The following is a 24427-nucleotide window of genomic DNA, read 5'->3' as shown; positions in this document are numbered from 1 at the left end:
CCAGGCGCTGGGCCGTCGCTGTTGTCGGATTCCATCCTGGTGAGCGCCGGGCCCCGGCGGATCCCCGGAGCGGGGGATCTCAGGAGGGAGTTCTTCTCACCTGTGCGGGGGAGAGCAGCGCTTCGGCTCCCTCCGGCGAGGGAGCGACAAGACCGGTCTCGTATGCGCAGATCACTGCTTGGATGCGGTCGCGCAGGCCCAGTTTGGAGAGCACATTGCCCACATGGGTCTTCACCGTGTGTTCGCTGACGACCAGTGCCGCTGCGATCTCCGCGTTCGACAGACCCCGGGCCAGATGCAGCAGCGTCTCACGCTCGCGGGCGGTCAGCACACCGAGCCGCTCGCAGAAGGAGGCGACGACGGGGCGGGAGGTGTACTCGGCGATCAGCCGGCGGGCCACCGAGGGGGCGAGCAGGGAATCGCCGGCCGCCACCACCCGTACCGCGTGCACCAGGTCGTCCCTGCGGACATCCTTCAGCAGAAAGCCGCTCGCTCCCGCGTGCAGCGCCTCGTAGACGTACTCGTCGGAGTCGAACGTGGTGAGTATGACCGTCCGGCAGCCGGTCTCCGCGCTGATGGTGCGACAGGCCTCGATCCCGTCCATGACCGGCATCCGGATGTCCAGCAGGGCGACTTCGGGCTTCAGCCGGCGCACCGCTTCGACCGCCTGCGCACCGTCACCGGCCTCCGCGAGGACCTCGATGTCCGGCTGAGCGTCCAGGATCATCGCGAAGCCGCTGCGCACCAGCTCCTGGTCGTCGGCCACCACTACGCGAATCGTCAACTGCACACCTCCACATGGGACGTTACTCGGGGCAGGGTGACCTCCACCCGGAACCCCCGGCCGTTCGGGCCGGGGCCGGTGCGGGCCGTTCCGCCGTGGGCGGCCGCCCGTTCGGCAATGCCCACCAGGCCGAGTCCGGCGCCGGTCCCCGAGCCGGGACCGCGCCCGTCGTCGACGATGCGGACGAGCAGTTCGCCGGGGCCGTGGACCAGCTGCACGGACACCGTCCGGGCGGCGGCGTGCCTGACCACGTTCGTCAGGGCCTCCTGCACGATCCGGTAGACCGCGGCCTCGGTGTCCAGCGCCAACGGCCGGGCCGGGCCCGTGACTTCGAAGGAGACCGCCAGGCCGCTGCCGCGGACCCGCTCGACGAGCCCGGGCAGCGCGGCCAGTGCGGGCTGGGGCTCGCGCGACGACTCGTGGTCCGTCTCCCTCTCGCGCAGCACGCCGAGCATCCGGCGCAGCTGCACCATGGCGTCCCGGCCCGTCTCCGAGATGGCGTCGAACGCCGCCTCCGCGCGCTCCGGCGCCGTACGGACCGCCACCGGACCGGCCTCCGCCTGCACGACCATCAGGCTGACCGCATGGGAGAGGATGTCGTGCATCTCCCGGGCGATCCGCGCCCGTTCACGGGCCGCGGCCTGCTCGGCCTCGATCCGGTGCGTCAGCTCCAGCTGACGGGCCCGGTCCTCCACGGCCCGGGTGTAGGCCTGCCGGGTGTGGGTGAGCCTGCCGAAGCCGTACGCGGCGGAGAAGACGATGAGTGAGAACACCAGCTCACGCACCTCACCCGTATGGAACGCGGTCGCTGGGAAGACCAGGGCGAGCGTCAGGGCGCCGAACGCCTGGCGCCTGGGCGAGGGCGCGAGCGCCGCCACCGTGTAGAGGGCGACCAGACCTGTGTAAGGCAGAGTCTGTCCCGGGCCGTCGATGGCGAGCCCGTACAGTGCCTGTGTCGCGAATACGGCGAGGAGTACGCTCACCGGCGCGCGGCGTCGCCACACGAGCGGCACGACAGTGAGGGTGGTCAGCAGGTACGCCGTCGCCGTCGCCGGCTCCAGACGGGGATCCCTGGGAACCAGCCAGGGCGCGGACACCGCGGCCTGAACCAGCAGGGCCACCCCGATGTCCGCCGCCCAGGGGCCAGTGGTCCCCAGCCCCCGGGCGCGCGCCCGTATCCCCCGTAGGCCCACTACGGCTTCCGCGCGACCGCGCCGAACTGGGCGACCTGCACCGCACCGGGCGCGGCGCGCCAGCGGGCACATGAGACGATGCCCGGCTCGACAAGCTCCAGGCCTTCGAGGAACGTGGTGAACTCGGCACGGCTGCGGGCAATGATCGGCGGGGTGGCGTTCTCGTTCCAGAACCGCATCGCCGCCTCGTTGCCCTCACCGCCCAGCTCCAGGGTGGGATGCGTGAGTGCCAGATAGCTGCCGGACGGCATCGCGTCCATCAGCGTCCGTACGATCCTGCGTGCCTCGTCCGTGTCGAGGATGAAGTTCAGGATGCCCAGCATCATGACCGCGACCGGCTTCTTCAGGTCCAGCGTCGGTTCGACGGCCCGCAGGATCTGTTCCGGGTGGTGGGCGTCGGCGTCGATGTACTCGGTCGCGCCCTCCGGCGAGCTGGTGAGCAGTGCGCGGGCGTGCGCCAGCACGATCGGGTCGTTGTCGACGTACACGATGCGGGAGTCGGGGGCGGTGTGCTGGGCGACCTCGTGTGTGTTGTCGGCGGTCGGCAGGCCGGTGCCTATGTCGAGGAACTGGCCGATCCTCGCGTCACCGGCGAGAAACCGGACGGCCCGCCCCAGGAACGCCCGGTCGGCGCGCGCCACTTCGCCGATGCTCGGATACATGCCGGTGACCTGGTCGCCGACCGCCCGGTCCACGGGGTAGTTGTCCTTGCCGCTGAGCCAGTAGTTCCAGACCCGCGCGTTGTGGGCGATGTCGGAACGGATGCGCTCGTTGAGAGGGGTGGTGCGGGCTTCGGTCACGTCTCTGCTCCTCTGGCTCCGGGCCTCGCATCACGGCGGATGCGGCGCTGTCCATGATGCCGGACCGATTGTGGCCACCGGGGTCAGCGACCGGTGCCGTCCAGCCAGTTCGTCGTGTATGTGTCGATCTCGGCGGCCAGTGTCCGCCTGCCGGCCGCGTCGAGGTACGACGCCTCGACCGCGTTCTTCGCCAGCGCCGCGAGACCCCGCTCGTCCAGACCGAGGAGACGGGCGGCCACCGCGTACTCGTTGTTGAGGTCCGTGCCGAACATCGGCGGGTCGTCGCTGTTGATGGTGACCAGGACACCCGCCTGCACCATCTCCCTGACCGGGTGCTGCTCGATGTCGGCCACCGCGCGGGTCGCGATGTTCGAGGTCGGGCAGACCTCCAGCGGGATGCGGTGCTCGGCGAGGTGGGCCAGCAGCTTCGGGTCCTGGACGGAGTTGGTGCCGTGGCCGATGCGCTCGGCGCGCAGATGGGTCAGCGCGTCCCAGACGGTCTGCGGCCCGGTGGTCTCCCCGGCGTGCGGCACGGAGTGCAGGCCCTCGGCGATCGCCCGGTCGAAGTAGGGCTTGAACTGCGGGCGCTCCACGCCGACCTCCGGGCCGCCGAGCCCGAACGAGACGAGCCCCTCGGGCCGCAGGTCCACGGCGAGCCGGGTGGTCTCCTCGGCTGATTCGAGCCCGGCCTCGCCGGGAATGTCGAAGCACCAGCGCAGGACGACCCCGAGCTCGGCCTCGGCTGCCTTGCGGGCATCCTCTATCGCCTCCATGAACCCCTGTTCCGGGATGCCGCGCCGGGTCGAGCTGAACGGGGTGACGGTCAGCTCGGCGTAACGGATGTTCTGGCGGGCCATGTCACGGGCGACCTCGAAGGTCAGCAGCCGAACGTCCTCCGGGGTGCGGATCAGGTCCACGACGGAGAGATACACGTCGATGAAGTGCCCGAAGTCCGTGAACGTGAAGTAGTCGGCCAGCGCCTCGGGGGCGGTGGGGACCTTGGAGTCCGGGTGGTGCGCGGCCAGCTCGGCGACGATGCGGGGCGAGGCGGACCCGACATGGTGGACATGCAGTTCCGCCTTGGGCAGCCCCGCGATGAAGGGGCGCAGATCGGTCATCGGATACTCCGGGGCGTGGGACGGGCCGGGCGCCGGGTGCGGTCGGCCGGGCAGGGGACGGGGATCATCGTAGGCCGGGACCTGCCGCGCGGTGGTGGGTCGTAGCATGACGGGATCACGATGGGGGAGGCCCATGTCAGACAACACAGAGCAGCCCGCGGGCGGAGCTGCGCCGCGCGATCCGTGGGCTCCGCCGGACAGCAGGGCGCCGCTGGAGAAGCCGGCCGGCATTCCCCGGCCGCCTTCTGTGCACGATCAGCCGACGGTGACCTCGATGCCGGGTATGGGGGACGGCCCCGCGCAGCCCACGGGACCGGGGTTCGGCGCGGCAGCGCAGACCGGGCCGGTGCCCGGCTCCGGGGCCGGGTTCGGTCCAGGGTTCGGTCCAGGGTTCGGTCCCGGGGAGGTCCCGCCGCCGCCGATCGCACCGAACGGACCGGGTCAGCAGGTCCCGCCGGCCGCGGGACAGTACGGCTACCCGGCAGCGCCGGCTCCCCAGTACGGCAGCTACCCGGGGTACGCCGGCTACAACCAGGCACCTTGGGGCGGTCCCGTGCCTTCCAACGGCATGGGTACGGCAGCCATGGTGCTCGGCATCCTGGCCGTCTGTCTGTTCTGCCTCTACGGGATACCCAGCCTGATCCTGGGCGCACTCGCCCTGATCTTCGGCATCCTGGGCCGCAAGCGGGCGAATCGCGGTGAGGCGACCAACAGCGGTCAGGCGCTCGCCGGGGTCATCCTGGGGTCCATCGGCATCGCTCTCGGTGTGGCGATCATCAGCTTCTTCATCTGGCTGTTCGTCACCCATGCCGAGGAATTGGACGACAACACCTACAACGACGACCCGTACTCCACATCGCTGGTCGTCGGCGTCACGCGATAGCCGACATCGAGCCCCGGTGCCGGAACCTGCGGTGCCGGTGTCGTATCCCACCCGATGGCCGGGCGGGCCGGACTCCGGCCCGCCCGGTCTTACGACCTGGGGGCACGTAGTTCCGCCCGCGCGTCCATCAACGCGAACCCGAGCAGATTCAGCCCCCGCCAGGTCGCCGGATTCTCCGCACGCGGGTCGTCCGCCGCCAGCCCGATGCCCCAGATCCGGTCCATCGGGCTCGCCTCGACCAGCACCCGGTCCCCGGTGTTCAGCAGGAATTCCCGCAGCTCCGGGTGGTGGCCGAACTTGTGGACACTGCCGGCCACCACCAGTGCGTACCGCTCGCGCTCCCACACCGCCTCGTCGAAACCGCGGACCAGCCGGCCCACCTTCTTCGCCTGGGCAGGGCTCTTCGCCGACACTGCGCGGACCTCTGCCTCCGCATCCCCGAAAAGCCGTGCCTTGGCGGCCATCATCCAGTGCTCGGCAGATGCATACGTCACCCCGCCGACCGTGAAGGGCGCAGGCCACCACTGACTGAGACAGCTCGCACCGATGCTGCCGTCGGGCCGCGGGCGGTGCCCCCAGAAGCGCAGATACTTCACCTTCTCGCCGCGCCCTGTTCGCGCCAGGAGATCCTTCATATGTTCCATGACACGCGAGTCTGGCATCCGCCACTGACACTCCGTACGGGGAATTCCGCAAGAACGCGACACATGGTCGACAGATTCCGTTGCGTAACCAAAAGGCAACAACGGAATCACTTGTTGGAGTCAAACTCCTCTGTCAGGATCGGCAGTCAAATCGAGCAGAGGCTACGCCGCTCCCGCACTCCGGGGAACGCGGCGGAGGAGATCGTCATGGGCAACGGCATCCAGGTGCGGGACCGCTTCGCGGACGGCGCACAGTACATCGGCGGAAAGCTGCGGTCCGGAACATCGGGACGTCACCACGATGTGGTGAATCCGGCAACGGGCGAGACCGTCTACACCTATGAACTGGCGGGCACCGCCGACGTCGACGCGGCGGTCGCCGCCGCACGCGAGGCATTCCCCGGCTGGTCGGGTGCGACGCCGTCCGAGCGGGCCGAAGCGATGCACCGTTTCGCCGCCGTCCTCGCCGAGCAGGCCGACGACTTCGCGTATGTCGAGTCGCTCCAGTGCGGCAAGCCGATCAAGCTCTCCACCGAGTTCGATGTGCCCGGCACCGTGGACAACACCTCCTTCTTCGCGGGCGCCGCCCGCCACCTGGAGGGCAAGTCGGCCGCCGAGTACGACGGTGACCACACCTCGTACGTACGCCGTGAGGCGATCGGCGTCGTCGGCTCCATCGCGCCCTGGAACTACCCGCTCCAGATGGCCGCCTGGAAGATTCTCCCGGCCATCGCCGCGGGCAACACGATCGTGCTGAAGCCCGCCGAGATCACCCCGCTGACCTCGCTGATGTTCGCCCAGGCGGCCACCGCGGCGGGCATCCCGGACGGTGTGATCAACATCGTCACCGGGGCGGGCAAGGAAGCCGGCGAGCATCTCGTAGGCCACCCGGACGTCGTCATGACCTCCTTCACGGGCTCCACCGCCGTCGGCAAGCGGGTCGCGGAGATCGCCACCTCCACCGTCAAGCGCCTCCACCTCGAACTCGGCGGCAAGGCCCCCTTCGTGGTCTTCGACGACGCCGACCTCGAAGCCGCGGTCCACGGCGCGGTCGCCGGAGCGCTCATCAACACCGGCCAGGACTGCACCGCCGCCACCCGCGCCTACGTCCAGCGCCCGCTCTACGACGCCTTCGTGCAGGGCGTCGCCGGACTGATGGAAACCGTCCGGCTCGGCGACCCCTTCGACCCGTCGACCGACCTCGGCCCGCTGATCAGCCATGCCCAGCGGGACCGGGTTGCCGGATTCGTGGAGCGAGCCCGCGCCTACGCCACCGTCGTGACCGGCGGCGAGGCCCCCGGCGGCGAACTGGCGGCCGGCGCCTACTACCGGCCGACCCTGGTCGCCGGTGCCGCCCAGGACAGCGAGATCGTCCAGTCGGAGATCTTCGGCCCGGTCCTGGTCGTGCTGCCCTTCGACACCGATGACGAAGGCATCCGACTCGCCAACGACACCCCGTACGGACTCGCCGCCTCCGCCTGGAGCCGCGACCTGTACCGCGCGAACCGCGCCACCCGCGAGATCAAGGCGGGCTGTGTCTGGGTCAACGACCACATTCCGATCATCAGCGAGATGCCGCACGGCGGATACAAGGCCAGTGGCTTCGGCAAGGACATGTCGGCGTACTCCTTCGAGGAGTACACGCAGGTCAAGCACGTCATGTACGACAACACCGCGGTCGTCCGCAAGGACTGGCACCGCACGATCTTCGGGGACCGATAATCCGGCCGCCCCCGGCCACACACACCCGAGAGGGCAACGCGCATGGAGCAGTACGAGCCGGAGCGTCTCTCCGCGGCCCAACTGGCCGCGATGCGACGCAGTCTGACCAGCGGCCGGGGCGCCCTGACCCGCCGGTCGCTACTCCGCGCCTCCGGAATGGGGGCGCTGGCGATCGGTGGTCTCGGCACGCTGAGTGCCTGCGGCATCCCGCCCGCGCAGCGGGAGGGGGGCGCCGCAGCGGCCTCCGACGACCACTCGGCCACGGAGAAGCAGATCAACTTCTCCAACTGGACCGAGTACATGGACGTCACCGGCGACGGCAAGCACCGGCCCACCCTGGAGGCGTTCACCGAACGCACCGGGATCGAGGTCAAGTACACCGAGGACATCAACGACAACGTCGAGTTCTTCGGCAAGATAAAGCCGCAGCTCGCGGCCGGCCAGGACACCGGCCGTGACATCATCTGCGTCACCGACTGGCTGGCCGCCCGCATCGTCCGCCTCGGCTGGGCGCAGAAGCTCGACCCGTCGCACCTGCCGCACGCCTACGCCAACCTCTCGGCCCAGTTCCGCTCCCCGGACTGGGACCCCGGCCGCGCCTACTCGTACCCGTGGGCGGGCATCTCCACCGTCATCGCCTACAACTCCAAGGCGACCGGCGGCCGTAAGGTCGACTCCGTCAGCCAGTTGCTCGACGATCCGGAACTCAAGGGACGGGTCGGCTTCCTCTCGGAGATGCGCGACTCCATCGGCATGACCCTGCTCGACATGGGCAAGGACCCCGGCACCTTCACCGACGCCGACTACGACGCCGCGCTCGGCCGGATCCAGAAGGGCGTCGACAAGAACCAGATCCGCCGTTTCACCGGCAACGACTACACCGCGGACCTCGACAAGGGCGACATCGCCGCCTGCGTCGCCTGGGCCGGCGACATCATCCAGCTCCAGGCCGGAAACCCGGACATCAAGTACGCGATTCCCGCCGCGGGTTATGTCATCTCCAGTGACAACATGCTGGTACCGGTGAAGGCCCGCCACAAGTCCAACGCCGAGAAGCTCATCGACCACTACTATCGGCCGCCGGTCGCCGCCGAGCTCGCCGCGTACATCAACTTCGTCTGCCCGGTGGACGGGGTCCGCGACGAACTCGCGAAGATCGACCGGTCGATGGCCGACAACCCGTTGATCCTTCCGGACAAGGAGATGGCGTCCAAGGCGCACGCCTTCCGCTCGCTCAGCGCCGAGGAAGAGACGGCGTACGAAGAGAAGTTCGCCAAGCTCATCGGCGCCTGACCACGGCCCCCTCCCCTCTTTCTTCTATCCCCTTCCCCGACCTCCCCTGACACCACTGGGACTGCGACCCATGACACAGCAGCAGACAGGCGGCGATGTCCGTCTCACCGGGATCAGCAAGGCGTACGGCTCCTTCAAAGCCGTTCAGCCGCTCGATCTGACCGTTCCGCAGGGCTCCTTCTTCGCCCTGCTCGGGGCGTCCGGCTGCGGCAAGACCACCACCCTCCGGATGATCGCGGGGCTGGAGGAGGCCACCACCGGCACCATCTCGCTGGGCGGCCGGGACATCACCGACCTCCCTCCGTACAAGCGGCCCGTCAACACCGTCTTCCAGAGCTATGCGCTCTTCCCGCACCTCGACATCTCCGAGAACGTCGCCTTCGGTCTGCGCCGACGCGGCATCAAGTCGGTCAAGAAGCAGGTCGACGACATGCTGGACCTCGTCCAGCTCGGCGACTTCGCGAAGCGCAAGCCGCACCAGCTCTCCGGCGGCCAGCAGCAGCGCGTCGCCGTCGCCCGCGCCCTGATCAACCACCCCCAGGTGCTCCTCCTCGACGAGCCGCTCGGCGCCCTCGACCTCAAGCTGCGCCGCCAGATGCAGCTGGAGCTCAAGCGCATCCAGACCGAGGTCGGCATCACGTTCATCCATGTCACCCACGACCAGGAGGAGGCCATGACCATGGCCGACACCGTCGCGGTGATGAACGGGGGCCGCGTCGAACAGCTGGGCGCCCCCGCCGAGCTGTACGAGAACCCGAAGACGACGTTCGTCGCCAACTTCCTCGGCACCTCGAACCTCATCGAGGGCGAGATCGTCTCCGCGGGCACGGACATCGTCGTGGCGGCGGGCGGCGGAAAGCTGCGGCTGCCCACCGACCGGTGCGCGGCCCCGACCGGCAACGGCGGCAAGCTGCTCCTCGGCGTACGCCCGGAGAAGATCTCGCTCGCGCACGCCGACGACGCGGACGCGATAGCCGACGGCCGCAACCGGGTCACCGGCCGGATCGTCGACTCCAGCTTCATCGGCGTCTCCACGCAGTACGTGGTGGAGAGCCCGGCCGGCACGGCACTTCAGGTCTACGAGCAGAACATCGAGCGTGACACCCGGTTCGCCCCCGGAGCCGAGGTCGTTCTGCACTGGAACCCGGACCACACGTTCGGCCTGGACGCCGCTCAGGACATCGACGCCGGTGTGGAGACGGTGGAGGACGCGGCGTGAGCGTCACCAAGGCGCCACCCGTCGCGCCCATCACGGAACTGAAGGTACGCAAAGCCTCCACCCGCAAGCGCCTCGTCCCCTACTGGCTGCTGCTCCCCGGCATGCTGTGGCTCGTCGTCTTCTTCGCGCTGCCGCTGGTCTACCAGGCGTCGACCTCCGTGCAGACCGGCTCCCTGGAGAAGGGATACGAGGTCACCTGGCACTTCCAGACGTACTGGGACGCGCTGAAGGACTACTACCCGCAGTTCGTCCGGTCCCTGCTCTACGCGGGCACCGCCACGATCCTCTGCCTGCTGCTCGGCTACCCGCTCGCGTATCTCATCGCGTTCAAGGCGGGCCGCTGGCGCAATGTCATCCTGGTGCTGGTCATCGCGCCGTTCTTCACCAGCTTCCTGATCCGTACGCTCGCCTGGAAGACGATCCTCGCGGACGGCGGCGTGGTCGTCGACATACTGAACACGCTGCACATCCTGGACGTCACCAGCTGGCTCGGCTGGACGGAGTCCAACCGGGTGCTGGCCACGCCGATGGCCGTGGTCTGCGGTCTCACGTACAACTTCCTGCCGTTCATGATCCTGCCGCTCTACACCTCGCTGGACAGGATCGACGGCAGGCTGCACGAGGCGGCCGGCGATCTGTACGCCACCCCCGCCACCACCTTCCGCAAGGTGACCCTGCCGCTCTCCATGCCGGGCGTCGTCTCCGGAACGCTGCTGACCTTCATCCCGGCCAGCGGTGACTACGTCAACGCGGAACTGCTGGGCTCCACCGACACCAAGATGGTCGGCAGCGTCATCCAGACCCAGTTCCTGCGCGTCCTCGACTATCCGACGGCGGCCGCGCTCTCCTTCATCCTCATGGCGGTCGTCCTGATCATGGTCACCGTCTACATCCGCCGCTCCGGGACGGAGGACCTGGTCTGATGCCCGTACTGCGCTGGATTCGCCGGAATCTGATCGTCATCGCGGGTCTGCTGACCCTCGCGTACATGATCCTGCCGAACATCGTCGTGATGGTGTTCTCGTTCAACAAACCGAACGGGCGCTTCAACTACGCCTGGCAGCAATTCTCCCTGGACGCCTGGAAGGACCCCTGCGGCGTCGCCGACATGTGCGGCTCGCTCTCCCTGTCCCTGCAGATCGCCGTCTGGGCCACCATCGGCGCGACCGTCCTGGGCACGATGATCTCCTTCGCGCTGGTCCGCTACCGCTTCCGGGCGCGCGGCGCGATCAACTCGCTGATCTTCCTGCCGATGGCGATGCCCGAGGTCGTCATGGCCGCCTCGCTGCTCACGCTCTTCCTCAACATGGGCGCGCAGATGGGCTTCTGGACGGTCCTCATCGCGCACATCATGTTCTGCCTGAGCTTCGTCGTGACGGCCGTCAAGGCACGCGTGATGTCGATGGACCCGAGGCTGGAGGAGGCGGCCCGCGATCTGTACGCGGGCCCCGTGCAGACCTTCCTGAGGGTGACGCTGCCGATCGCGGCCCCCGGAATCGCGGCAGGAGCGCTGCTCGCCTTCGCGCTCTCCTTCGACGATTTCATCATCACCAATTTCAACGCGGGCTCCACCGTGACCTTCCCTATGTTTGTCTGGGGATCGGCACAGCGTGGCACGCCCGTGCAGATCAACGTCATCGGCACGGCGATGTTCATCATTGCCGTCACGGTGGTTGCCGTCGGCCAGCTGATCGCGAACCGGCGGAAGAACAGCGCACGATAGAAAGCCCTGAAGGAGTTGGAAACCATGGCCCCAGCTGCCATGCGTACTGCTGCACAATCACTCTCCGACGCCAAGCCCGTCGCGTTCTGGCTCGACGACCCCGGCAGGCCCGACGCACTGCCCGCGCTCACCGGCGACGAGCACTGCGACCTGCTCGTCATCGGCGGCGGCTACAGCGGACTGTGGACCGCGCTGATCGCCAAGGAACGCGACCCGGAGCGCGATGTCGTACTGATCGAGGGGCACGAGGTGGGCTGGGCCGCCTCGGGCCGCAACGGTGGATTCTGCGCCGCCTCCCTCACCCATGGCCTGCCCAACGGTCTGGAGCGCTGGCCGGACGAAATCCAGAAGCTGGAGGAGCTCGGCGAGCGGAACCTCGACGCCATCGAGGCGGCCGTCGCCCGCTACTCCATCGACTGTGAATTCGAGCGCACCGGCGAAATCGATGTCGCCACCGAGCCCCACCAGCTCGAAGAGCTCTACGAATGGCACCAGGAAGTCGAAAAGCTCGGTTTCACCGGGGTGGAATTCCTGGACCAGGACGCGGTGCGCGCCGAAGTCGACTCACCGACATTCCTGGGCGGGCTCTGGGACCGGCGCGGGGTCGCCATGCTGCACCCCGCCAAGCTGGCCTGGGGTCTGAAGCGGGCCTGCCTGGACCTCGGGGTACGGATGTACGAGCACACCCGGGGCCTCGAACTGGCCAGGTCCACGACCGGAATGGCGGTCCGTACGCCGTACGGGAGGGTCTTCGCACGCCGGGTCGCACTCGGTACGAACATCTTCCCGTCGCTGGTCAAGCGGGTGCGCCCGTACACCGTGCCCGTCTACGACTACGCGCTGATGACCGAACCGCTCAGCGCCGACCAGCTGGCCTCGATCGGCTGGAAGAACCGGCAGGGGCTGGGTGACAGCGCCAACCAGTTCCACTACTTCCGGATGTCGGCCGACAACCGGATTCTGTGGGGCGGCTATGACGCGATCTATCCGTACGGGGGCCGGCTGAGCGCCGATCTCGATCAGCGGCCAGAGACCTTCCTCAAGCTCGCGGGCCAATTCTTCGACTGCTTCCCGCAGTTGGCCGGCGTCCGTTTCAGCCACGCCTGGGGCGGGGCGATCGACACCTGTTCCCGCTTTTCCGCATTCTTCGGCACGGCCCATCAGGGCAGGGTCGCCTACGCCTCCGGATATACCGGACTCGGCGTGGGAGCCACCCGTTTCGGCGCCGATGTGATGCTCGATCTGCTGGCGGGCGAACAGAATGAACGGACCGCTCTGGAAATGGTCCGCAGCAAGCCGATGCCGTTCCCGCCGGAGCCCTTCGCCTGGGCCGGGATCGAGCTCACCAAGCGGTCCCTGGCCAGGGCGGACAGCAATGGCGGGCACCGCAATCTGTGGCTGCGGACGATGGACCGGCTGGGGCTCGGCTTCGACAGCTGAGCACAACGGGCACGCCCCCTCGGGGGGCGTGATCCACTTCACTGCCGACTGATGGCCCGAACCCGCGTAATGGATCGGCACCACCCCTCTCTCTCCCGTGTGAACGCACCAGCAACGCATGGCCGGTGCACACGGAAGGGAGGCCGATCATGGCGGGCGCGGGGGTCGGAGCAGCAGTCGAGTGGCTCGCATCGGTGGCACCGGATCCGGACGCCTGCCGGTGGGAATGGAAGCGCAATCCCGAGGGGGTCGCGCTCCTTCCCGCCGGCCGGCGCTGGGACGTACTGATTCTTCCGGGGGAGCTGGGCTATCCCACGCTTGATGTGCTCACGCGTCTCATCGACCGGCCAGGGCCGGTTCTGTCCGATTTCGGCGATGCCCGCATGGGCTTCTTCGTGCCGGCGGGCACCGCCACCCGCTGGGTCGGCACCGGCGTACGGGGAGCGGGGCGGGGGACCTGGATAGTCGTGCCCTTCCCGGGGCGGGAGGCCGCAAGCAGGGTCCGCTGGCTGATCCCGCCGGACGGCTCGGGAACGCTCACCGACGCGACACTTCTGGAGCTCGCGCTGCATGAGGCGGCGGCGAGGAGGGCCGAGAGCTGCGGGGTCTGACGGCAACGGCAGGGGCCGGAGACAGGGGCCGCGGGGATCGGGTGCCGGGGACGGCAAACGAGGGCGGCAGCACCCCCTCGGGCCTGGGCCGGCCAGGACCCCGCGCCGGCGCCCACCTCCCGGTCAGCCCCGCGCAGCGCGGGGACTTCGGCAGCTGAGACCCAGCGGCACAAGCAGCAGCCCGCACAGGAACCAACTGCCCAGCACGTCCAGCGGCCAGTGATAGCCGCGCAGCACCAGACCGATGCCCGTCGCCGCTGTCAGCGAGACAGCGGCGACGGGCATCATCCACGACGGTCTCGAATACGGCGCGACCAGCAGCGCCGCCGCCCCGTACGCCACCGCGGCCGTCGCCGCATGGCCGGACGGGTAGTAGCCGGTGGCGTCGGTCAGTGGGCCCGGGCGGGCGATCCAGTCCTTCAGCGGAACGACCAGCAGGGGCACCGCGGCCATGGTGAGCACCGCGTACAGCGGCTCACGGCGTGCCCCGCGCAGCAGGGCCCAGACGATCGCGCAGCCCAGCACCGGGAGCGCGAGCTGCATATTGCCGAGGTCGGCGAGGAATTCGGTCAGGGCGGCGGGGCCGTGCCCGACGACGGCCCGGCCGGTCTGCTCGTCCAGCCGGCGCAGCGGACCATCGGCCGCGACCTGCCAGGTGGTGAGCGCGAAGAGCGCCAGAAGGCACGAGGCCAGAGAAATGACAAGAGCCGACCGCCCGGGAACAGGGGGGGTGGTTCCGGGGCGGCCGGCCGGATCGGTTCGCCGCGCGCCCCGGGGGGTTTGGGGCGAGCGGCCATCCGATCGGTGAGGAGTTCCGGAGCCAGTGGCTCCAGTGGTGTGCGCGAACGCACGGCCAGGACGGTGCTGGGGAAGCTCCGGCCCGGCGTCGCCGACAGTCCCCTGCGGGCGGGGTGTTTCTCTCATCTGGGGAAACCGTACGTCAGCCGACGGGGGACCGACAGACGGAAACGGATCCCGCCATCGGCCCCCCACACGTTCTTCACCTCGCGTCCCGGTGAAGCCGGCTGAGGCGAACAACCGTTCACGTTTCTCCGGGGCCGGTGAGCGCCGAGGGCGGTCGTCAGCTCACGCGGCCCCCGCATCCCGGCGGGAACGCCTTCCGCCACCGCCGGGGTTCACGCAGGTCAGATCTGGCCGAAAGCCTGCTCGATGACGTCGAGGGCCTCGTTCAGCAGGTCCTCGCCGATCACCAGCGGCGGCAGGAAGCGCAGCACATTGCCGTACGTGCCACAGGTGAGGACCAGCACGCCCTGGGCGTGGCAGGCCTTCGCGAGCTTCGCGGCGGCCTCAGGGTTCGGGTCCTTCGTGCCGGACTTCACCAGCTCGATCGCGATCATCGCGCCGCGACCACGGATGTCACCGATGACATCGCCGTTCGGCAGCTTCGCCTGCATCTCGGCGAGGCGGCCCTTCATGACCTCCTCGATACGCTTCGCCTTACCGTTCAGATCCAGCTCACGCATCGTCGCGATGGCACCGAGCGCACCCGCGCAGGCCACCGGGTTTCCGCCGTACGTACCGCCGAGGCCGCCCGCGTGCGCGGCGTCCATGATCTCGGCGCGGCCGGTCACGGCGGAGAGCGGGAGGCCGCCCGCGATGCCCTTGGCGGTGGTGATCAGGTCGGGGACGATGCCCTCGTCCTCACAGGCGAACCACTGGCCGGTGCGGCAGAAGCCGGACTGGATCTCGTCGGCGACGAAGACGATGCCGTTGTCCTTGGCGAACTGGGCGATCGCCGGGAGGAAGCCCTTGGCCGGCTCGATGAAGCCGCCCTCGCCGAGCACCGGCTCGATGATGATGGCGGCGACGTTGTTCGCGCCGATCTGCTTGGTGATCTGGTCGATGGCCTGGGCGGACGCCTCCGCACCGGCGTTCTCGGCACCGGTCGGCCAGCGGTAGCCGTACGCCACCGGCACCCGGTAGACCTCGGGCGCGAACGGCCCGAAGCCCTGCTTGTACGGCATGTTCTTGGCGGTCAGCGCCATCGTGAGGTTGGTGCGGCCGTGGTAGCCGTGGTCGAAGACGACGACCGCGGGGCGCTTGGTGTAGGCGCGGGCGATCTTCACCGCGTTCTCGACGGCCTCGGCGCCCGAGTTGAACAGCGCGGACTTCTTGGCGTGGTCGCCCGGCGTCAGCTCGGCGAGCTGCTCACAGACCTCGACGTACCCCTCGTACGGCGTGACCATGAAGCAGGTGTGGGTGAAGTCGGCGAGCTGCGCGGACGCCCGGCGTACGACGGCCTCGGCGGAGGCGCCGACCGACGTCACGGCGATGCCGGAACCGAGGTCGATCAGACGGTTGCCGTCCACGTCCTCGATGATTCCGCCACCGGCGCGGGCGGTGAACACCGGCAGGGTGGAGCCCACACCTGCGGCCACCGTCGCGAGACGGCGGGCCTGGAGCTCCACCGACTTCGGGCCGGGAATGGCAGTGACGACGCGGCGCTCCTGCGGAATAGCGGTCATGAGGGGCTCCTGTGGGGTGTTTCGGACGCTTTTCTGTCTGCAGGCTATGGGCGAGGCCCGGGGTTCGGCATGTTCCGTTCGGGAGTGGTGCTCCGGCGGGGTTGTCCGTCACGGACATAGTGAGGGGGTGCGGTGTCACCGGCACCGGGGCTCCCGATCCGGGGAGCCTTGCTGAACTCGCCGTGTCTGCGCACTAGATTGACCGGGGCAGCGGACGGATCCGGCCGGTCAGGGGGCAACGGTTCATGACGAGTGACGACGCGCACGGTGCGCATGGTGTGCGTGGCACGAGCGGTACGGAGCGGGAAGGCGGCCACGGGGACGTGCCCCGCCGCCCGGTGCCGCGCCCGGCCGGGCCGCCGCCCGCCGCCCCGCCGATGCCTGTCGGCTCTCCCCGGACTGCTCCGCCGCCCGCCGCTCCGCCGATGCCAGCCGGCCCTCCCGGGACCGGGCCGTCGATCGTGGAGTGGCTGAACAGCGTCCGACCCGCCGCCGCACCCGGTGTCTGGCGGTACGGGCACGTGCCGCGCCCCGCCGAGAAGCCCCCCCGCCCCTCCTTGCTCGGGCCGTTGATCGCGCTGGCGCTCTGGCTGCTGATCTGGGTGCTGCTGGTGGATGTCCGTGCCCCGATTCCGTTTGTGAAGACGCCGCTGATGGCGATCACACCGGCGGACTGGTGGGCGCCCTATGGGCTGCGGGGAGGCTATGTCCCGGGCGCCGCGTACAGCATCGAGACGTTGTACTACCAGGTACTGGTGCTGATCGCCGGGCTGTGGGCCGCCCGCATCGGGAACTGGGCAGGGCTCTTCCGGTACTGGGCGGGACCCCGTCCGGACCGTTCCCGGCTGATGCTCTCGGGCTTCGGGGCCATGCTCGCGCTGTGGCTGGTCTGGAGCGGCAAGGTGCCGCTGCTGGACGTCGTGCTGTACTTGATCCCGCAGAGCTGGTTGCAGGGCGGCGGCAACGCGTACCTGGCGGCTCTGGTCGCCTACGGGGCCTATGCGCTGGTCATGGCCCTGGTCGTGTGGCCCTTCGCCCGGACCGGGCGCTGGCGCACCGCCCTGCGCGATCTCCGGGCACGCAGCGCCACCACGTCTGCGCAGGACGCGCAGGGCCCGTCGCCCGTGACCGGAACGGACACGGCGCACTGGCCGGAGCTGCGTAACGCGGGTTTCGTCGACGCGGCGGAGGTGCTCACCTCGGCCGTGCGCGCCGGGCGCATGAACGACGTGGACTGCGCCCGTGTGAACCACGCCTGGGCGCAGTCCCGGGCCCGTCACGACTTTCCGGCATCCTTCGACGAGGCGGTCGCGCGCCAGGGGGCCGACGCCTTCCTGCACCCCTCGGGGCGCCGGGACCTCCCCCTCCGGACCGCACGCCACGATCTGCTGGTCGGCCAGGTCCGTATCGGCGGCTGCCCGGACGACGAACGCAACCCGTACCCGCGCAGGGGGTCCGGGGTGGCTCTGGACCCCGCCGTCCTGGGCACGTCCTTGCTGGCGGTCGGCCCGCCCGGCGCGGGCAAGACGGCGAGACTGGTGCGTCCGGTCGTCGAGAGCCTGGCCCTCCAGGCGCTGACGGGCCGGGCGGCGGTGCTCGCCGTCGGCGCCGCGGGGTCACCCCTCGGCCCCGACGACGGGTACGACGTCGTCGTGAAAATCGGCGACCCCTCGTCCGTCCACGACTTCGATCTGTACGGGGGATCGACCGACCCCGACGAGGCCGCCGCCATCCTCGCGGAAGGGCTGGCCGGAGACGTCCCGGGCTTGGACGGCCGACGCGCGGCCCTGGTCCTGGCGCAGCTGCTCGGCCCCTACCGGGCCGTCCACGGCTGCTTCCCGGCGGTGCCGGTGCTGCGGGAACTGCTGGCCGGGGACGAGTCCGCTCTCGTCGAGCTGCGCCGTTCCCTGGAAGCGGGCGGTCACCCCGCCATGCTCCGCGAGCTGGATGCCCGGACCCGGCAGGCGGGCGGCGCGGGAGACCCCGGGTCGGTACTGGCCGATCGCGTCGCCCTCCTCGACCGGCCCGCGTTCGCCGGGTTCTTCGCCACCGGCGAGGACGCCCGGCCCTTCTCCCTCCGTTCCCTCGGGCAGCACCCGCTCAGGGTCCGGATCGACCTGCCGGAACGCGCCCATGCCGGGGCCTCCCGGGTGCTGACCCGCCTCGTCCTCGCGCAGTTCAACGCGGTCGCCGCAGCCCGTACGGACCGGTCGGTCTTCGCCTGTCTGGTGCTGGACGACGCGACCCACACGATCACCGCCGAGACCGTCCAGGGGCTCAGGCGGCTCAGGTCGGTGAACGCCGGGGCGGTGCTGGCCCTGCGCACCATCGACGACGTGCCCGAAGGACTGCACGCGGCCCTGCTGGGCGCGGTGGGATGCGGCATGATCTTCTCGGGCGTCACCACCTGGGACGGGAAGCGGTTCTCCGAGACCTGGGGCAAGGAATGGGTCTCCGTCCGTGAGGTGGCCCAGCACGGGGTCTTCGCCGACCAGCCGTTCACCCGCGCCATGCATGCCCTGCGCAAGCTCGCCACCGGGAAGGCGGTCACCGTCGACGCCGTCACCGTGCGACAGGTGGAACGCGAACGCTGGTCCGCCTCCGCGCTGGCCTACGAGCTGCCCGCGGGGCACGCGGTCCTCTCGCTGACGACGGTCGACGGCGAACACGCGCCCCCGCTGCTGGTGCGACTGGGGGACTGAGCGCCCGAGGGACCCGGCGAGAGCGCCGAGCGGTTACGGCGGACCCTGCCGCCCTGGCAGAATCGGTAGGAGTCGTTCATACGGGACGGCGAAAATCGACTCCCTGAGGTCCCGCGGTTCCCATGCCCCCCACACTCGCCTCGCTCGTCCAGCATTCGGCGCTCAAACTCACGGTGCGTGCGGGGGCGGACCGGCTGGACGCCCCCGTCCGCTGGGCGCACGCCAGCGAGCTGGCCGACCCCGTTCCGTACATGGAGGGCGGTGAGTTGCTGCTCGTCACCGCCACCAACCTCGACGCCGAGAATCCCGAGGTGATGCGGCGGTACGTGCGGCGGCTGGCCGGAGCCGGAGTCGTCGGGCTGGGCTTCGCCGTCGGCGTCCACTACGACGACGTACCGCAGGCGCTGATCGACGCCGCCGAGGAAACGGGTCTGCCGCTTCTCGAGGTGCCGCGCCGCACCCCGTTCCTCGCCATTGCCAAGGCCGTGTCGTCGGAGATCGCCGCCGATCAGTACCGGGCCGTGACAGCCGGGTTCGAGGCCCAGCGGGAACTGACGAAGGCCGCACTCTCCGGCGACGGCCCCGGCGAACTCCTCAGCCGTCTCGCCGCACATGTCGACGGCTGGGCAGCCCTGTACGACACCTCCGGCGCGGTCGTCGCCGCGGCCCCCGACTGGGCCGCCCGCCGGGCCGCCCGGCTCACGCCCGATGTGGAACGGCTGCGGGAACGCCCCGCCCCGGCCAGCATGGTCGTCGGCGACACCGACGACCGGGTCGAGCTCCAGTCCCTGGGCACGGGCCGCCGGGTCCGGGGCGCGCTGGCCGTGGGTACCGGCGCGGCACTGGGCACCGCCGAGCGGTACGCCGTGCACTCGGCGGTCGCGCTGCTGACCCTGACCACTGCCCGCTCCCGGTCCCTCCAGGGCGCGGAGCAGCGGCTGGGCGCGGCGGTGCTGCGCATGCTGCTCGCCGGCCAGCCCGACCACGCACGGGCCGTTGCCGGGGATCTGTACGGGGGGCTGCTCGACGCCCCGTTCCGGCTCGTCATCGCGGAGGCGTCAGCCCCCTCGACACCGGCCTTGCTCGGCGAGGCGATGGAGGCGGCGGCCTTCCGGACCGGCGAAACCCTGCTGGCCGTGCCCGAGGGCGAACGGCTCATCGTCCTCGCCGCGGACGGCGGAGCGGCGGTCGCGGCCTGCGCGGCGTACGCGCAGGCCCAGGAGACCCGGGAGGCGCGGCCCCCGCGCGAACCGGCGACGGCGGGGGAGGACCAGGTGGTCGTGGGCCTGTCCGCACCGGCGGGCCCCATCGCCGTGTCCGCCGCGTACAAGCAGGCCGAGCAGGCCCTGTCGGTGGCCCGCCGCAGGGGCAGGGCACTGGTCGAGCACGAGGAGCTGGCAACCGGCTCGGTGCTGCCGCTGCTCGCGGACGACGCCGTACGGGCCTTCGCCGACGGAATGCTCCGCGCCCTGCACGAACACGATGCCAAGGGCCGCGGCGACCTGGTCGCCTCGCTGCGGGCCTGGCTCTCCCACCACGGCCAGTGGGACGCGGCCGCGGCGGACCTGGGCGTGCACCGCCACACCCTGCGCTACCGGATGCGCCGGGTGGAGGAGATCCTGGGCCGCTCACTGGACGATCCGGACGTCCGGATGGAGCTGTGGCTGGCACTGAAGGCCACGACCACCCCGTCGGTGCCGGAGCCGTAGCGGTTGCCGTTGTCGTCGGGGAAGCGTCATGAGCTCCCCCCGGTGCCGGAGCCGCTGCCCATCGTGGACGAGGTCGTAAGCTCTGCGCCGACACCCCCGACAAACCGGCGTGTACCCGTCGTGCTCTGCTCCACGCCGGACAAACGCCAGGTCGGCCGTTCGGCCCTACGGTGGGGGCAGCACACTCCACGACTCCGAAGGGCCGGAACCTCCATGACTTCCACCCACGCCTTCTGGCTCGCCGGCCGCCAGGCCACCGGTGAGGACAGCTTCGACGTCACCAACCCCTGGGACGGCCGTCTCGTCGGCACCGTCAGCGTGCCGACCGACGCCCAGATCGAGGAGGCCGTCGCGGCGGCGCACGCGGTGCGCGAGGAGTTCGCCGCGACCCCGGCCCACGTCCGGGCCGCCGCACTCGACCACGTCGTACGGCGCCTGGTGGAGCGCACCGAGGAGATCGCCCAGCTGATCTCCGCCGAGAACGGCAAGCCGATCAAGTGGGCGCGCGGCGAGGTCGGCCGTGCCGTCTCCGTGTTCCGCTTCGCCTCCGAGGAGGCCCGCCGTTTCAACGGCGGCGACGCCCAGCGTCTCGACACCGACGCCGGCGGCACCGGCCGTCTCGGCCTGACCCGACGCTTCCCGCGCGGCACCGTCCTCGGCATCGCGCCGTTCAACTTCCCGCTGAACCTGAGCGCCCACAAGGTGGCCCCGGCCATCGCCGTCGGTGCCCCGATCATCCTGAAGCCCGCCCCGGCCACCCCGATCTCGTCGCTGATCCTGGGCGAGCTGCTGGCCGAGACCGACCTGCCGGCCGGTTCGTGGTCCGTGCTGACGGTCCCCAACGACCGCATGCCCGCCCTGGTCCAGGACGAGCGCCTGCCCGTCATCTCCTTCACGGGTTCCGGCCCGGTCGGTTACTCGATCCTGGAGTCGGTGCCGCGCAAGCACTGCACCCTGGAGCTCGGCGGCAACGGCGCCGCGGTCGTCCTCGGCGACTACGCCTCCGACGAGGACCTGGACTGGGCAGCGACCCGTATCGCGACCTTCTCCAACTACCAGGGCGGCCAGTCCTGCATCTCGGTGCAGCGCGTCATCGCGGACGCCTCGGTCTACGACCGGCTCCTCCCGAAGATCGTCGCGGCCGTCGAGGCCCAGGTCACCGGCGACCCGTCCGACGCCGCCACCGAAGTCGGCCCGCTGGTCAGCGAGGACGCCGCCAAGCGCGTCGAGTCCTGGGTCGACGAGGCCGTGCAGGCCGGCGCCCAACTGCTCACCGGCGGCAAGCGGGACGGCGCCACCTACGCGCCGACCGTGCTCGCCGAGCTCCCGGACGGCGTCACCCTCTCCACCGAGGAGGTCTTCGGACCGGTCCTGTCCGTGCAGAAGGTGGACGGCGAGGCCGAGGCGTTCGCAGCGGTCAACTCCTCCAAGTACGGCCTGCAGGCAGGCGTGTTCACGCACGACCTGCAGACCGCCTTCCGCGCCCACCGCGCCCTCGAGGTCGGCGGCGTGATCATCGGAGACGTCCCGTCCTACCGCGCGGACCAGATGCCGTACGGCGGCGCCAAGCAGTCCGGCGTCGGCCGCGAGGGCGTCCGCTACGCCATGGACGACTACACCTACGAGCGCGTGCTGGTCCTCACCGGCCTCGCCCTGTAGGTCCGCGAACGGGATCGAACCGATCCACCAGCGCCGCCTGCGATCCGCCTGGACAGCATGACAGCAGGCGGCAGAAACGGCCGGAGCCCACTGTGCGGGGGCTTCGGCCGTTTCCGCTTCCCCCGCTCACGGCCCGACCACCGTGTCACCGCGGGGCTGGCCAGTGGAGTGGCTCCCGACCCGATCGGCGTCCGGGGGATGGTGGGAGTGCCAGTAATCGGGTACATCAGGACAAGTAGCACCGGTTGGTACGGCTCGGCAGGCGCCCATGCGCGCTCCGCGCGGACCGGCCGCGTCCGCCCACCCCACAACGCGGCGAGGTGAGCTCCTCATGTCCGCACCATCCGCTCCGAAGAACACGCCCAGGGTCACCGAGCGTGAAGCGCGCCAAGTGGCCGAGGCCGCGCGCGAACAGGACTGGCACAAGCCCAGTTTCGCCAAGGAACTCTTCCTCGGGCGCTTCCGCCTCGACCTGATCCATCCGCATCCGCTGCCGGCCGCGGACGACGTCCGGCGCGGCGAGGCGTTCCTCGCCCGGCTGCGCGACTTCTGCGAAACGAGGATCGACAGCACCCTCATCGAGCGTGAGGCGAGGATTCCCGACGAGGTGATCAACGGCCTCAAGGAGCTCGGCGCGCTCGGGATGAAGATCGACCCGAGGTACGGCGGCCTCGGCCTGACCCAGGTCTACTACAACAAGGCCCTCGCCCTGGTCGGCTCCGTCAGCCCCGCGATCGGCGCGCTGCTCTCCGCCCACCAGTCCATCGGCGTACCGCAGCCGCTGAAACTCTTCGGCAGCCAGGAACAGAAGGACACCTTTCTGCCCCGGCTGGCCAGCACCGACATCTCGGCGTTCCTGCTCACCGAACCGGACGTCGGCTCCGACCCGGCCAGGCTCGCCACCTCGGCGGTTCCGGAGGGACCGGACTACATCCTCGACGGTGTGAAGCTGTGGACGACCAACGGTGTCGTCGCCGACCTGCTCGTCGTGATGGCCCGCGTTCCGAAGTCGGAAGGCCACAAGGGCGGCATCACCGCCTTCGTCGTCGAGGCGGACTCCCCGGGCATCACCGTCGAGAACCGCAACGCCTTCATGGGCCTGCGCGGCCTCGAGAACGGCGTCACTCGCTTCCACCGGGTCCGGGTCCCGGCCGCGAACCGCATCGGCCCCGAAGGCGCAGGGCTCAAGATCGCCCTCACCACGCTCAACACCGGACGGCTCTCCCTGCCCGCCATGTGTGTCGGCGCCGGGAAGTGGTGTCTGAAGATCGCCCGCGAGTGGTCGGCGGTCCGGGAGCAGTGGGGCAGGCCGGTCGCCCGGCACGAGGCCGTCGGTGCCAAGATCTCCTTCATCGCCGCAACCACCTTCGCGCTCGAAGCAGTGGTCGACCTCTCCTCCCAGATGGCGGACGAGAACCGCAACGACATCCGGATCGAAGCGGCCCTCGCCAAGCTGTACGGCTCCGAGATGGGCTGTCTGATGGCCGATGAACTGGTCCAGATCCGGGGCGGCCGGGGCTTCGAGACAGCCGAGTCCCTCGCCGCCCGCGGCGAACGGGCCGTCCCCGCCGAACAACTTCTGCGCGATCTGCGGATCAACCGGATCTTCGAGGGCTCCACCGAGATCATGCATCTGCTGATCGCCCGCGAAGCCGTCGACGCCCATCTGAAGGTCGCAGGGGACATCATCGACCCCGACAAACCTCTCTCCGCCAAGGCGAAAGCGGGCGCGAACGCGGCCGGCTTCTACGCCCGCTGGCTTCCGCGGCTGGTCGCAGGGCCAGGGCAACTCCCGCGTTCGTACGGGGAATTCAACCCGCCCGGACACCCTGACCTGTCCACCCATCTGCGCTACGTCGAACGCTCCGCCCGTAAGCTCGCGCGCTCCACCTTCTATGCCATGTCGCGTTGGCAGGGCCGGATGGAGACCAAGCAGGGCTTCCTCGGCAGGATCGTCGACATCGGCGCGGAACTCTTCGCGATGAGCGCCGCCTGCGTCCGCGCCGAACTGCTGCGTTCCTCCGGCGACCACGGCCGCGAGGCCTACCGGCTCGCCGACGCCTTCTGCCGCCAGTCCCGCGTCCGGGTCGAGGAACTCTTCACCCGCCTGTGGTCCAACACCGACGACCTGGACCGGCGCACGGTCGACGGCGTCCTGTCCGGTGCGTACACCTGGCTGGAGGAAGGCATCATCGATCCCAGCGGCGACGGCCCGTGGATCGCCGACGCCAGTCCCGCCGAGAGTCGTCGCCCGAACGTGCGGAGGGTCATTCGGCCGAGCTGATATTGGAGAATCAGCAGGCCCTCGGCCGGATGTCCGGCCGAGGGCCTGTTCCTTCCGCACCCCTCGCCGATCTCGTACGCGAGCGGGGCCCGCTCCTGCGACTCCTCAACCGGCCGGCAGGCGCCCTGCGACGCCGACCGGGATCGCGACCGCGCTC

19 protein-coding genes are annotated in these 24427 nt (G+C 70.1%); 12 read left to right on the top strand and 7 right to left on the bottom strand.

The window, feature by feature from the left end; translation table 11 throughout:
• Positions 1-79: 79 nt before the first annotated feature.
• The 4 genes from ACH4EW_RS22125 to ACH4EW_RS22110 form a co-directional block, all read right to left on the bottom strand.
• On the bottom strand, positions 80-784 hold the full coding sequence (locus ACH4EW_RS22125) for a response regulator (protein ID WP_398259387.1): 705 nt from the start codon (positions 782-784) through the stop codon (positions 80-82).
• The gene (locus tag ACH4EW_RS22120; protein WP_398259561.1) at positions 781-1911 is read right to left on the bottom strand and encodes a sensor histidine kinase; all 1131 of its coding nucleotides are present in this window, start codon (positions 1909-1911) and stop codon (positions 781-783) included. Before ACH4EW_RS22120 ends, ACH4EW_RS22125 begins: the two co-directional genes overlap by 4 nt.
• A gap of 65 nt (positions 1912-1976) precedes the next feature.
• Positions 1977-2777, bottom strand: coding sequence for an SAM-dependent methyltransferase (locus tag ACH4EW_RS22115; RefSeq protein ID WP_398259385.1), 801 nt, complete (start codon positions 2775-2777; stop codon positions 1977-1979).
• 83 nt (positions 2778-2860) lie between these two features.
• Positions 2861-3895 carry an adenosine deaminase gene (locus ACH4EW_RS22110; protein ID WP_398259383.1) on the bottom strand — a complete coding sequence of 345 codons (1035 nt, stop codon included), beginning with the start codon at positions 3893-3895 and terminating at the stop codon, positions 2861-2863.
• 133 nt (positions 3896-4028) lie between these two features.
• Here ACH4EW_RS22110 and ACH4EW_RS22105 point away from each other — a divergent pair, with 133 nt between their 5' ends.
• Positions 4029-4778 (top strand): DUF4190 domain-containing protein, encoded by a 750-nt coding sequence (locus ACH4EW_RS22105; protein ID WP_398259381.1) that lies wholly within the window; start codon positions 4029-4031, stop codon positions 4776-4778.
• A gap of 89 nt (positions 4779-4867) precedes the next feature.
• Here the strand turns inward: ACH4EW_RS22105 and ACH4EW_RS22100 are convergent, their stop codons facing one another.
• Complete coding sequence (locus ACH4EW_RS22100; RefSeq protein WP_398259559.1) at positions 4868-5413, bottom strand: NADAR family protein; 546 nt, start codon at positions 5411-5413, stop codon at positions 4868-4870.
• A gap of 216 nt (positions 5414-5629) precedes the next feature.
• Here ACH4EW_RS22100 and ACH4EW_RS22095 point away from each other — a divergent pair, with 216 nt between their 5' ends.
• The 7 genes from ACH4EW_RS22095 (at position 5630) to ACH4EW_RS22065 (ending at position 13430) form a co-directional block, all read left to right on the top strand.
• Entirely contained in the window at positions 5630-7144 is a 1515-nt protein-coding gene (locus ACH4EW_RS22095) for a gamma-aminobutyraldehyde dehydrogenase (protein ID WP_398259379.1), read from the top strand.
• A 42-nt stretch (positions 7145-7186) separates the two neighbouring features.
• The gene (locus tag ACH4EW_RS22090) at positions 7187-8437 is read left to right on the top strand and encodes a PotD/PotF family extracellular solute-binding protein (RefSeq protein ID WP_398259377.1); all 1251 of its coding nucleotides are present in this window, start codon (positions 7187-7189) and stop codon (positions 8435-8437) included.
• A gap of 70 nt (positions 8438-8507) precedes the next feature.
• A complete protein-coding gene (locus ACH4EW_RS22085; protein ID WP_398259375.1) occupies positions 8508-9656 on the top strand; it encodes an ABC transporter ATP-binding protein in 1149 nt (382 codons plus the stop codon).
• The gene (locus ACH4EW_RS22080; protein WP_398259373.1) at positions 9653-10579 is read left to right on the top strand and encodes an ABC transporter permease; all 927 of its coding nucleotides are present in this window, start codon (positions 9653-9655) and stop codon (positions 10577-10579) included. The genes ACH4EW_RS22085 and ACH4EW_RS22080 overlap by 4 nt, the downstream gene beginning before the upstream one ends.
• On the top strand, positions 10579-11379 hold the full coding sequence (locus ACH4EW_RS22075; protein ID WP_398259371.1) for an ABC transporter permease: 801 nt from the start codon (positions 10579-10581) through the stop codon (positions 11377-11379). Before ACH4EW_RS22080 ends, ACH4EW_RS22075 begins: the two co-directional genes overlap by 1 nt.
• A 24-nt stretch (positions 11380-11403) precedes the next feature.
• Positions 11404-12819, top strand: a complete 1416-nt coding sequence (locus ACH4EW_RS22070; protein WP_398259369.1) for an NAD(P)/FAD-dependent oxidoreductase — start codon at positions 11404-11406, stop codon at positions 12817-12819.
• 149 nt (positions 12820-12968) lie between these two features.
• Positions 12969-13430, top strand: coding sequence for a hypothetical protein (locus ACH4EW_RS22065; RefSeq protein WP_398259367.1), 462 nt, complete (start codon positions 12969-12971; stop codon positions 13428-13430).
• Between the two features lie 123 nt (positions 13431-13553).
• Here ACH4EW_RS22065 and ACH4EW_RS22060 read toward each other — a convergent pair whose 3' ends face one another.
• Positions 13554-14354 (bottom strand): phosphatase PAP2 family protein, encoded by an 801-nt coding sequence (locus tag ACH4EW_RS22060; RefSeq protein ID WP_398259365.1) that lies wholly within the window; start codon positions 14352-14354, stop codon positions 13554-13556.
• Between the two features lie 221 nt (positions 14355-14575).
• Positions 14576-15916, bottom strand: a complete 1341-nt coding sequence (gene gabT, locus ACH4EW_RS22055) for a 4-aminobutyrate--2-oxoglutarate transaminase (protein WP_398259363.1) — start codon at positions 15914-15916, stop codon at positions 14576-14578.
• A 245-nt stretch (positions 15917-16161) separates the two neighbouring features.
• On the opposite strand from gabT, the gene ACH4EW_RS22050 reads away from it, so the two are divergent.
• The 4 genes from ACH4EW_RS22050 (at position 16162) to ACH4EW_RS22035 (ending at position 24270) form a co-directional block, all read left to right on the top strand.
• Positions 16162-18618 (top strand): ATP/GTP-binding protein, encoded by a 2457-nt coding sequence (locus ACH4EW_RS22050; RefSeq protein WP_398259361.1) that lies wholly within the window; start codon positions 16162-16164, stop codon positions 18616-18618.
• 122 nt (positions 18619-18740) lie between these two features.
• Complete coding sequence (locus tag ACH4EW_RS22045; RefSeq protein WP_398259359.1) at positions 18741-20327, top strand: PucR family transcriptional regulator; 1587 nt, start codon at positions 18741-18743, stop codon at positions 20325-20327.
• Between the two features lie 213 nt (positions 20328-20540).
• Positions 20541-21986, top strand: a complete 1446-nt coding sequence (locus ACH4EW_RS22040; protein ID WP_398259357.1) for an aldehyde dehydrogenase family protein — start codon at positions 20541-20543, stop codon at positions 21984-21986.
• 331 nt (positions 21987-22317) lie between these two features.
• A complete protein-coding gene (locus tag ACH4EW_RS22035; protein WP_398259355.1) occupies positions 22318-24270 on the top strand; it encodes an acyl-CoA dehydrogenase family protein in 1953 nt (650 codons plus the stop codon).
• Positions 24271-24427 lie beyond the last annotated feature (157 nt).

Origin of the sequence: Streptomyces sp. NPDC018000 (genome assembly GCF_044328025.1) — a bacterium.
GTDB lineage: Bacteria > Actinomycetota > Actinomycetes > Streptomycetales > Streptomycetaceae > Streptomyces.
Note: the sequence above shows the minus strand (reverse complement) of the source record. Positions and strands in the feature narration are given on the sequence as shown.

Bases quoted from the DNA above. Each gene is read 5' to 3' on its own strand.
- ACH4EW_RS22110 (WP_398259383.1), bottom strand. From the start codon at position 3,895: ATGACCGATCTGCGCCCCTTCATCGCGGGGCTGCCCAAGGCGGAACTG.
- ACH4EW_RS22105 (WP_398259381.1), top strand. From the start codon at position 4,029: ATGTCAGACAACACAGAGCAGCCCGCGGGCGGAGCTGCGCCGCGCGAT.
- ACH4EW_RS22100 (WP_398259559.1), bottom strand. From the start codon at position 5,413: ATGAAGGATCTCCTGGCGCGAACAGGGCGCGGCGAGAAGGTGAAGTAT.
- ACH4EW_RS22095 (WP_398259379.1), top strand. From the start codon at position 5,630: ATGGGCAACGGCATCCAGGTGCGGGACCGCTTCGCGGACGGCGCACAG.
- ACH4EW_RS22090 (WP_398259377.1), top strand. From the start codon at position 7,187: ATGGAGCAGTACGAGCCGGAGCGTCTCTCCGCGGCCCAACTGGCCGCG.
- ACH4EW_RS22085 (WP_398259375.1), top strand. From the start codon at position 8,508: ATGACACAGCAGCAGACAGGCGGCGATGTCCGTCTCACCGGGATCAGC.
- ACH4EW_RS22075 (WP_398259371.1), top strand. From the start codon at position 10,579: ATGCCCGTACTGCGCTGGATTCGCCGGAATCTGATCGTCATCGCGGGT.
- ACH4EW_RS22070 (WP_398259369.1), top strand. From the start codon at position 11,404: ATGGCCCCAGCTGCCATGCGTACTGCTGCACAATCACTCTCCGACGCC.
- ACH4EW_RS22065 (WP_398259367.1), top strand. From the start codon at position 12,969: ATGGCGGGCGCGGGGGTCGGAGCAGCAGTCGAGTGGCTCGCATCGGTG.
- ACH4EW_RS22060 (WP_398259365.1), bottom strand. From the start codon at position 14,354: ATGAGAGAAACACCCCGCCCGCAGGGGACTGTCGGCGACGCCGGGCCG.
- gabT (WP_398259363.1), bottom strand. From the start codon at position 15,916: ATGACCGCTATTCCGCAGGAGCGCCGCGTCGTCACTGCCATTCCCGGC.
- ACH4EW_RS22050 (WP_398259361.1), top strand. From the start codon at position 16,162: ATGACGAGTGACGACGCGCACGGTGCGCATGGTGTGCGTGGCACGAGC.
- ACH4EW_RS22045 (WP_398259359.1), top strand. From the start codon at position 18,741: ATGCCCCCCACACTCGCCTCGCTCGTCCAGCATTCGGCGCTCAAACTC.
- ACH4EW_RS22040 (WP_398259357.1), top strand. From the start codon at position 20,541: ATGACTTCCACCCACGCCTTCTGGCTCGCCGGCCGCCAGGCCACCGGT.
- ACH4EW_RS22035 (WP_398259355.1), top strand. From the start codon at position 22,318: ATGTCCGCACCATCCGCTCCGAAGAACACGCCCAGGGTCACCGAGCGT.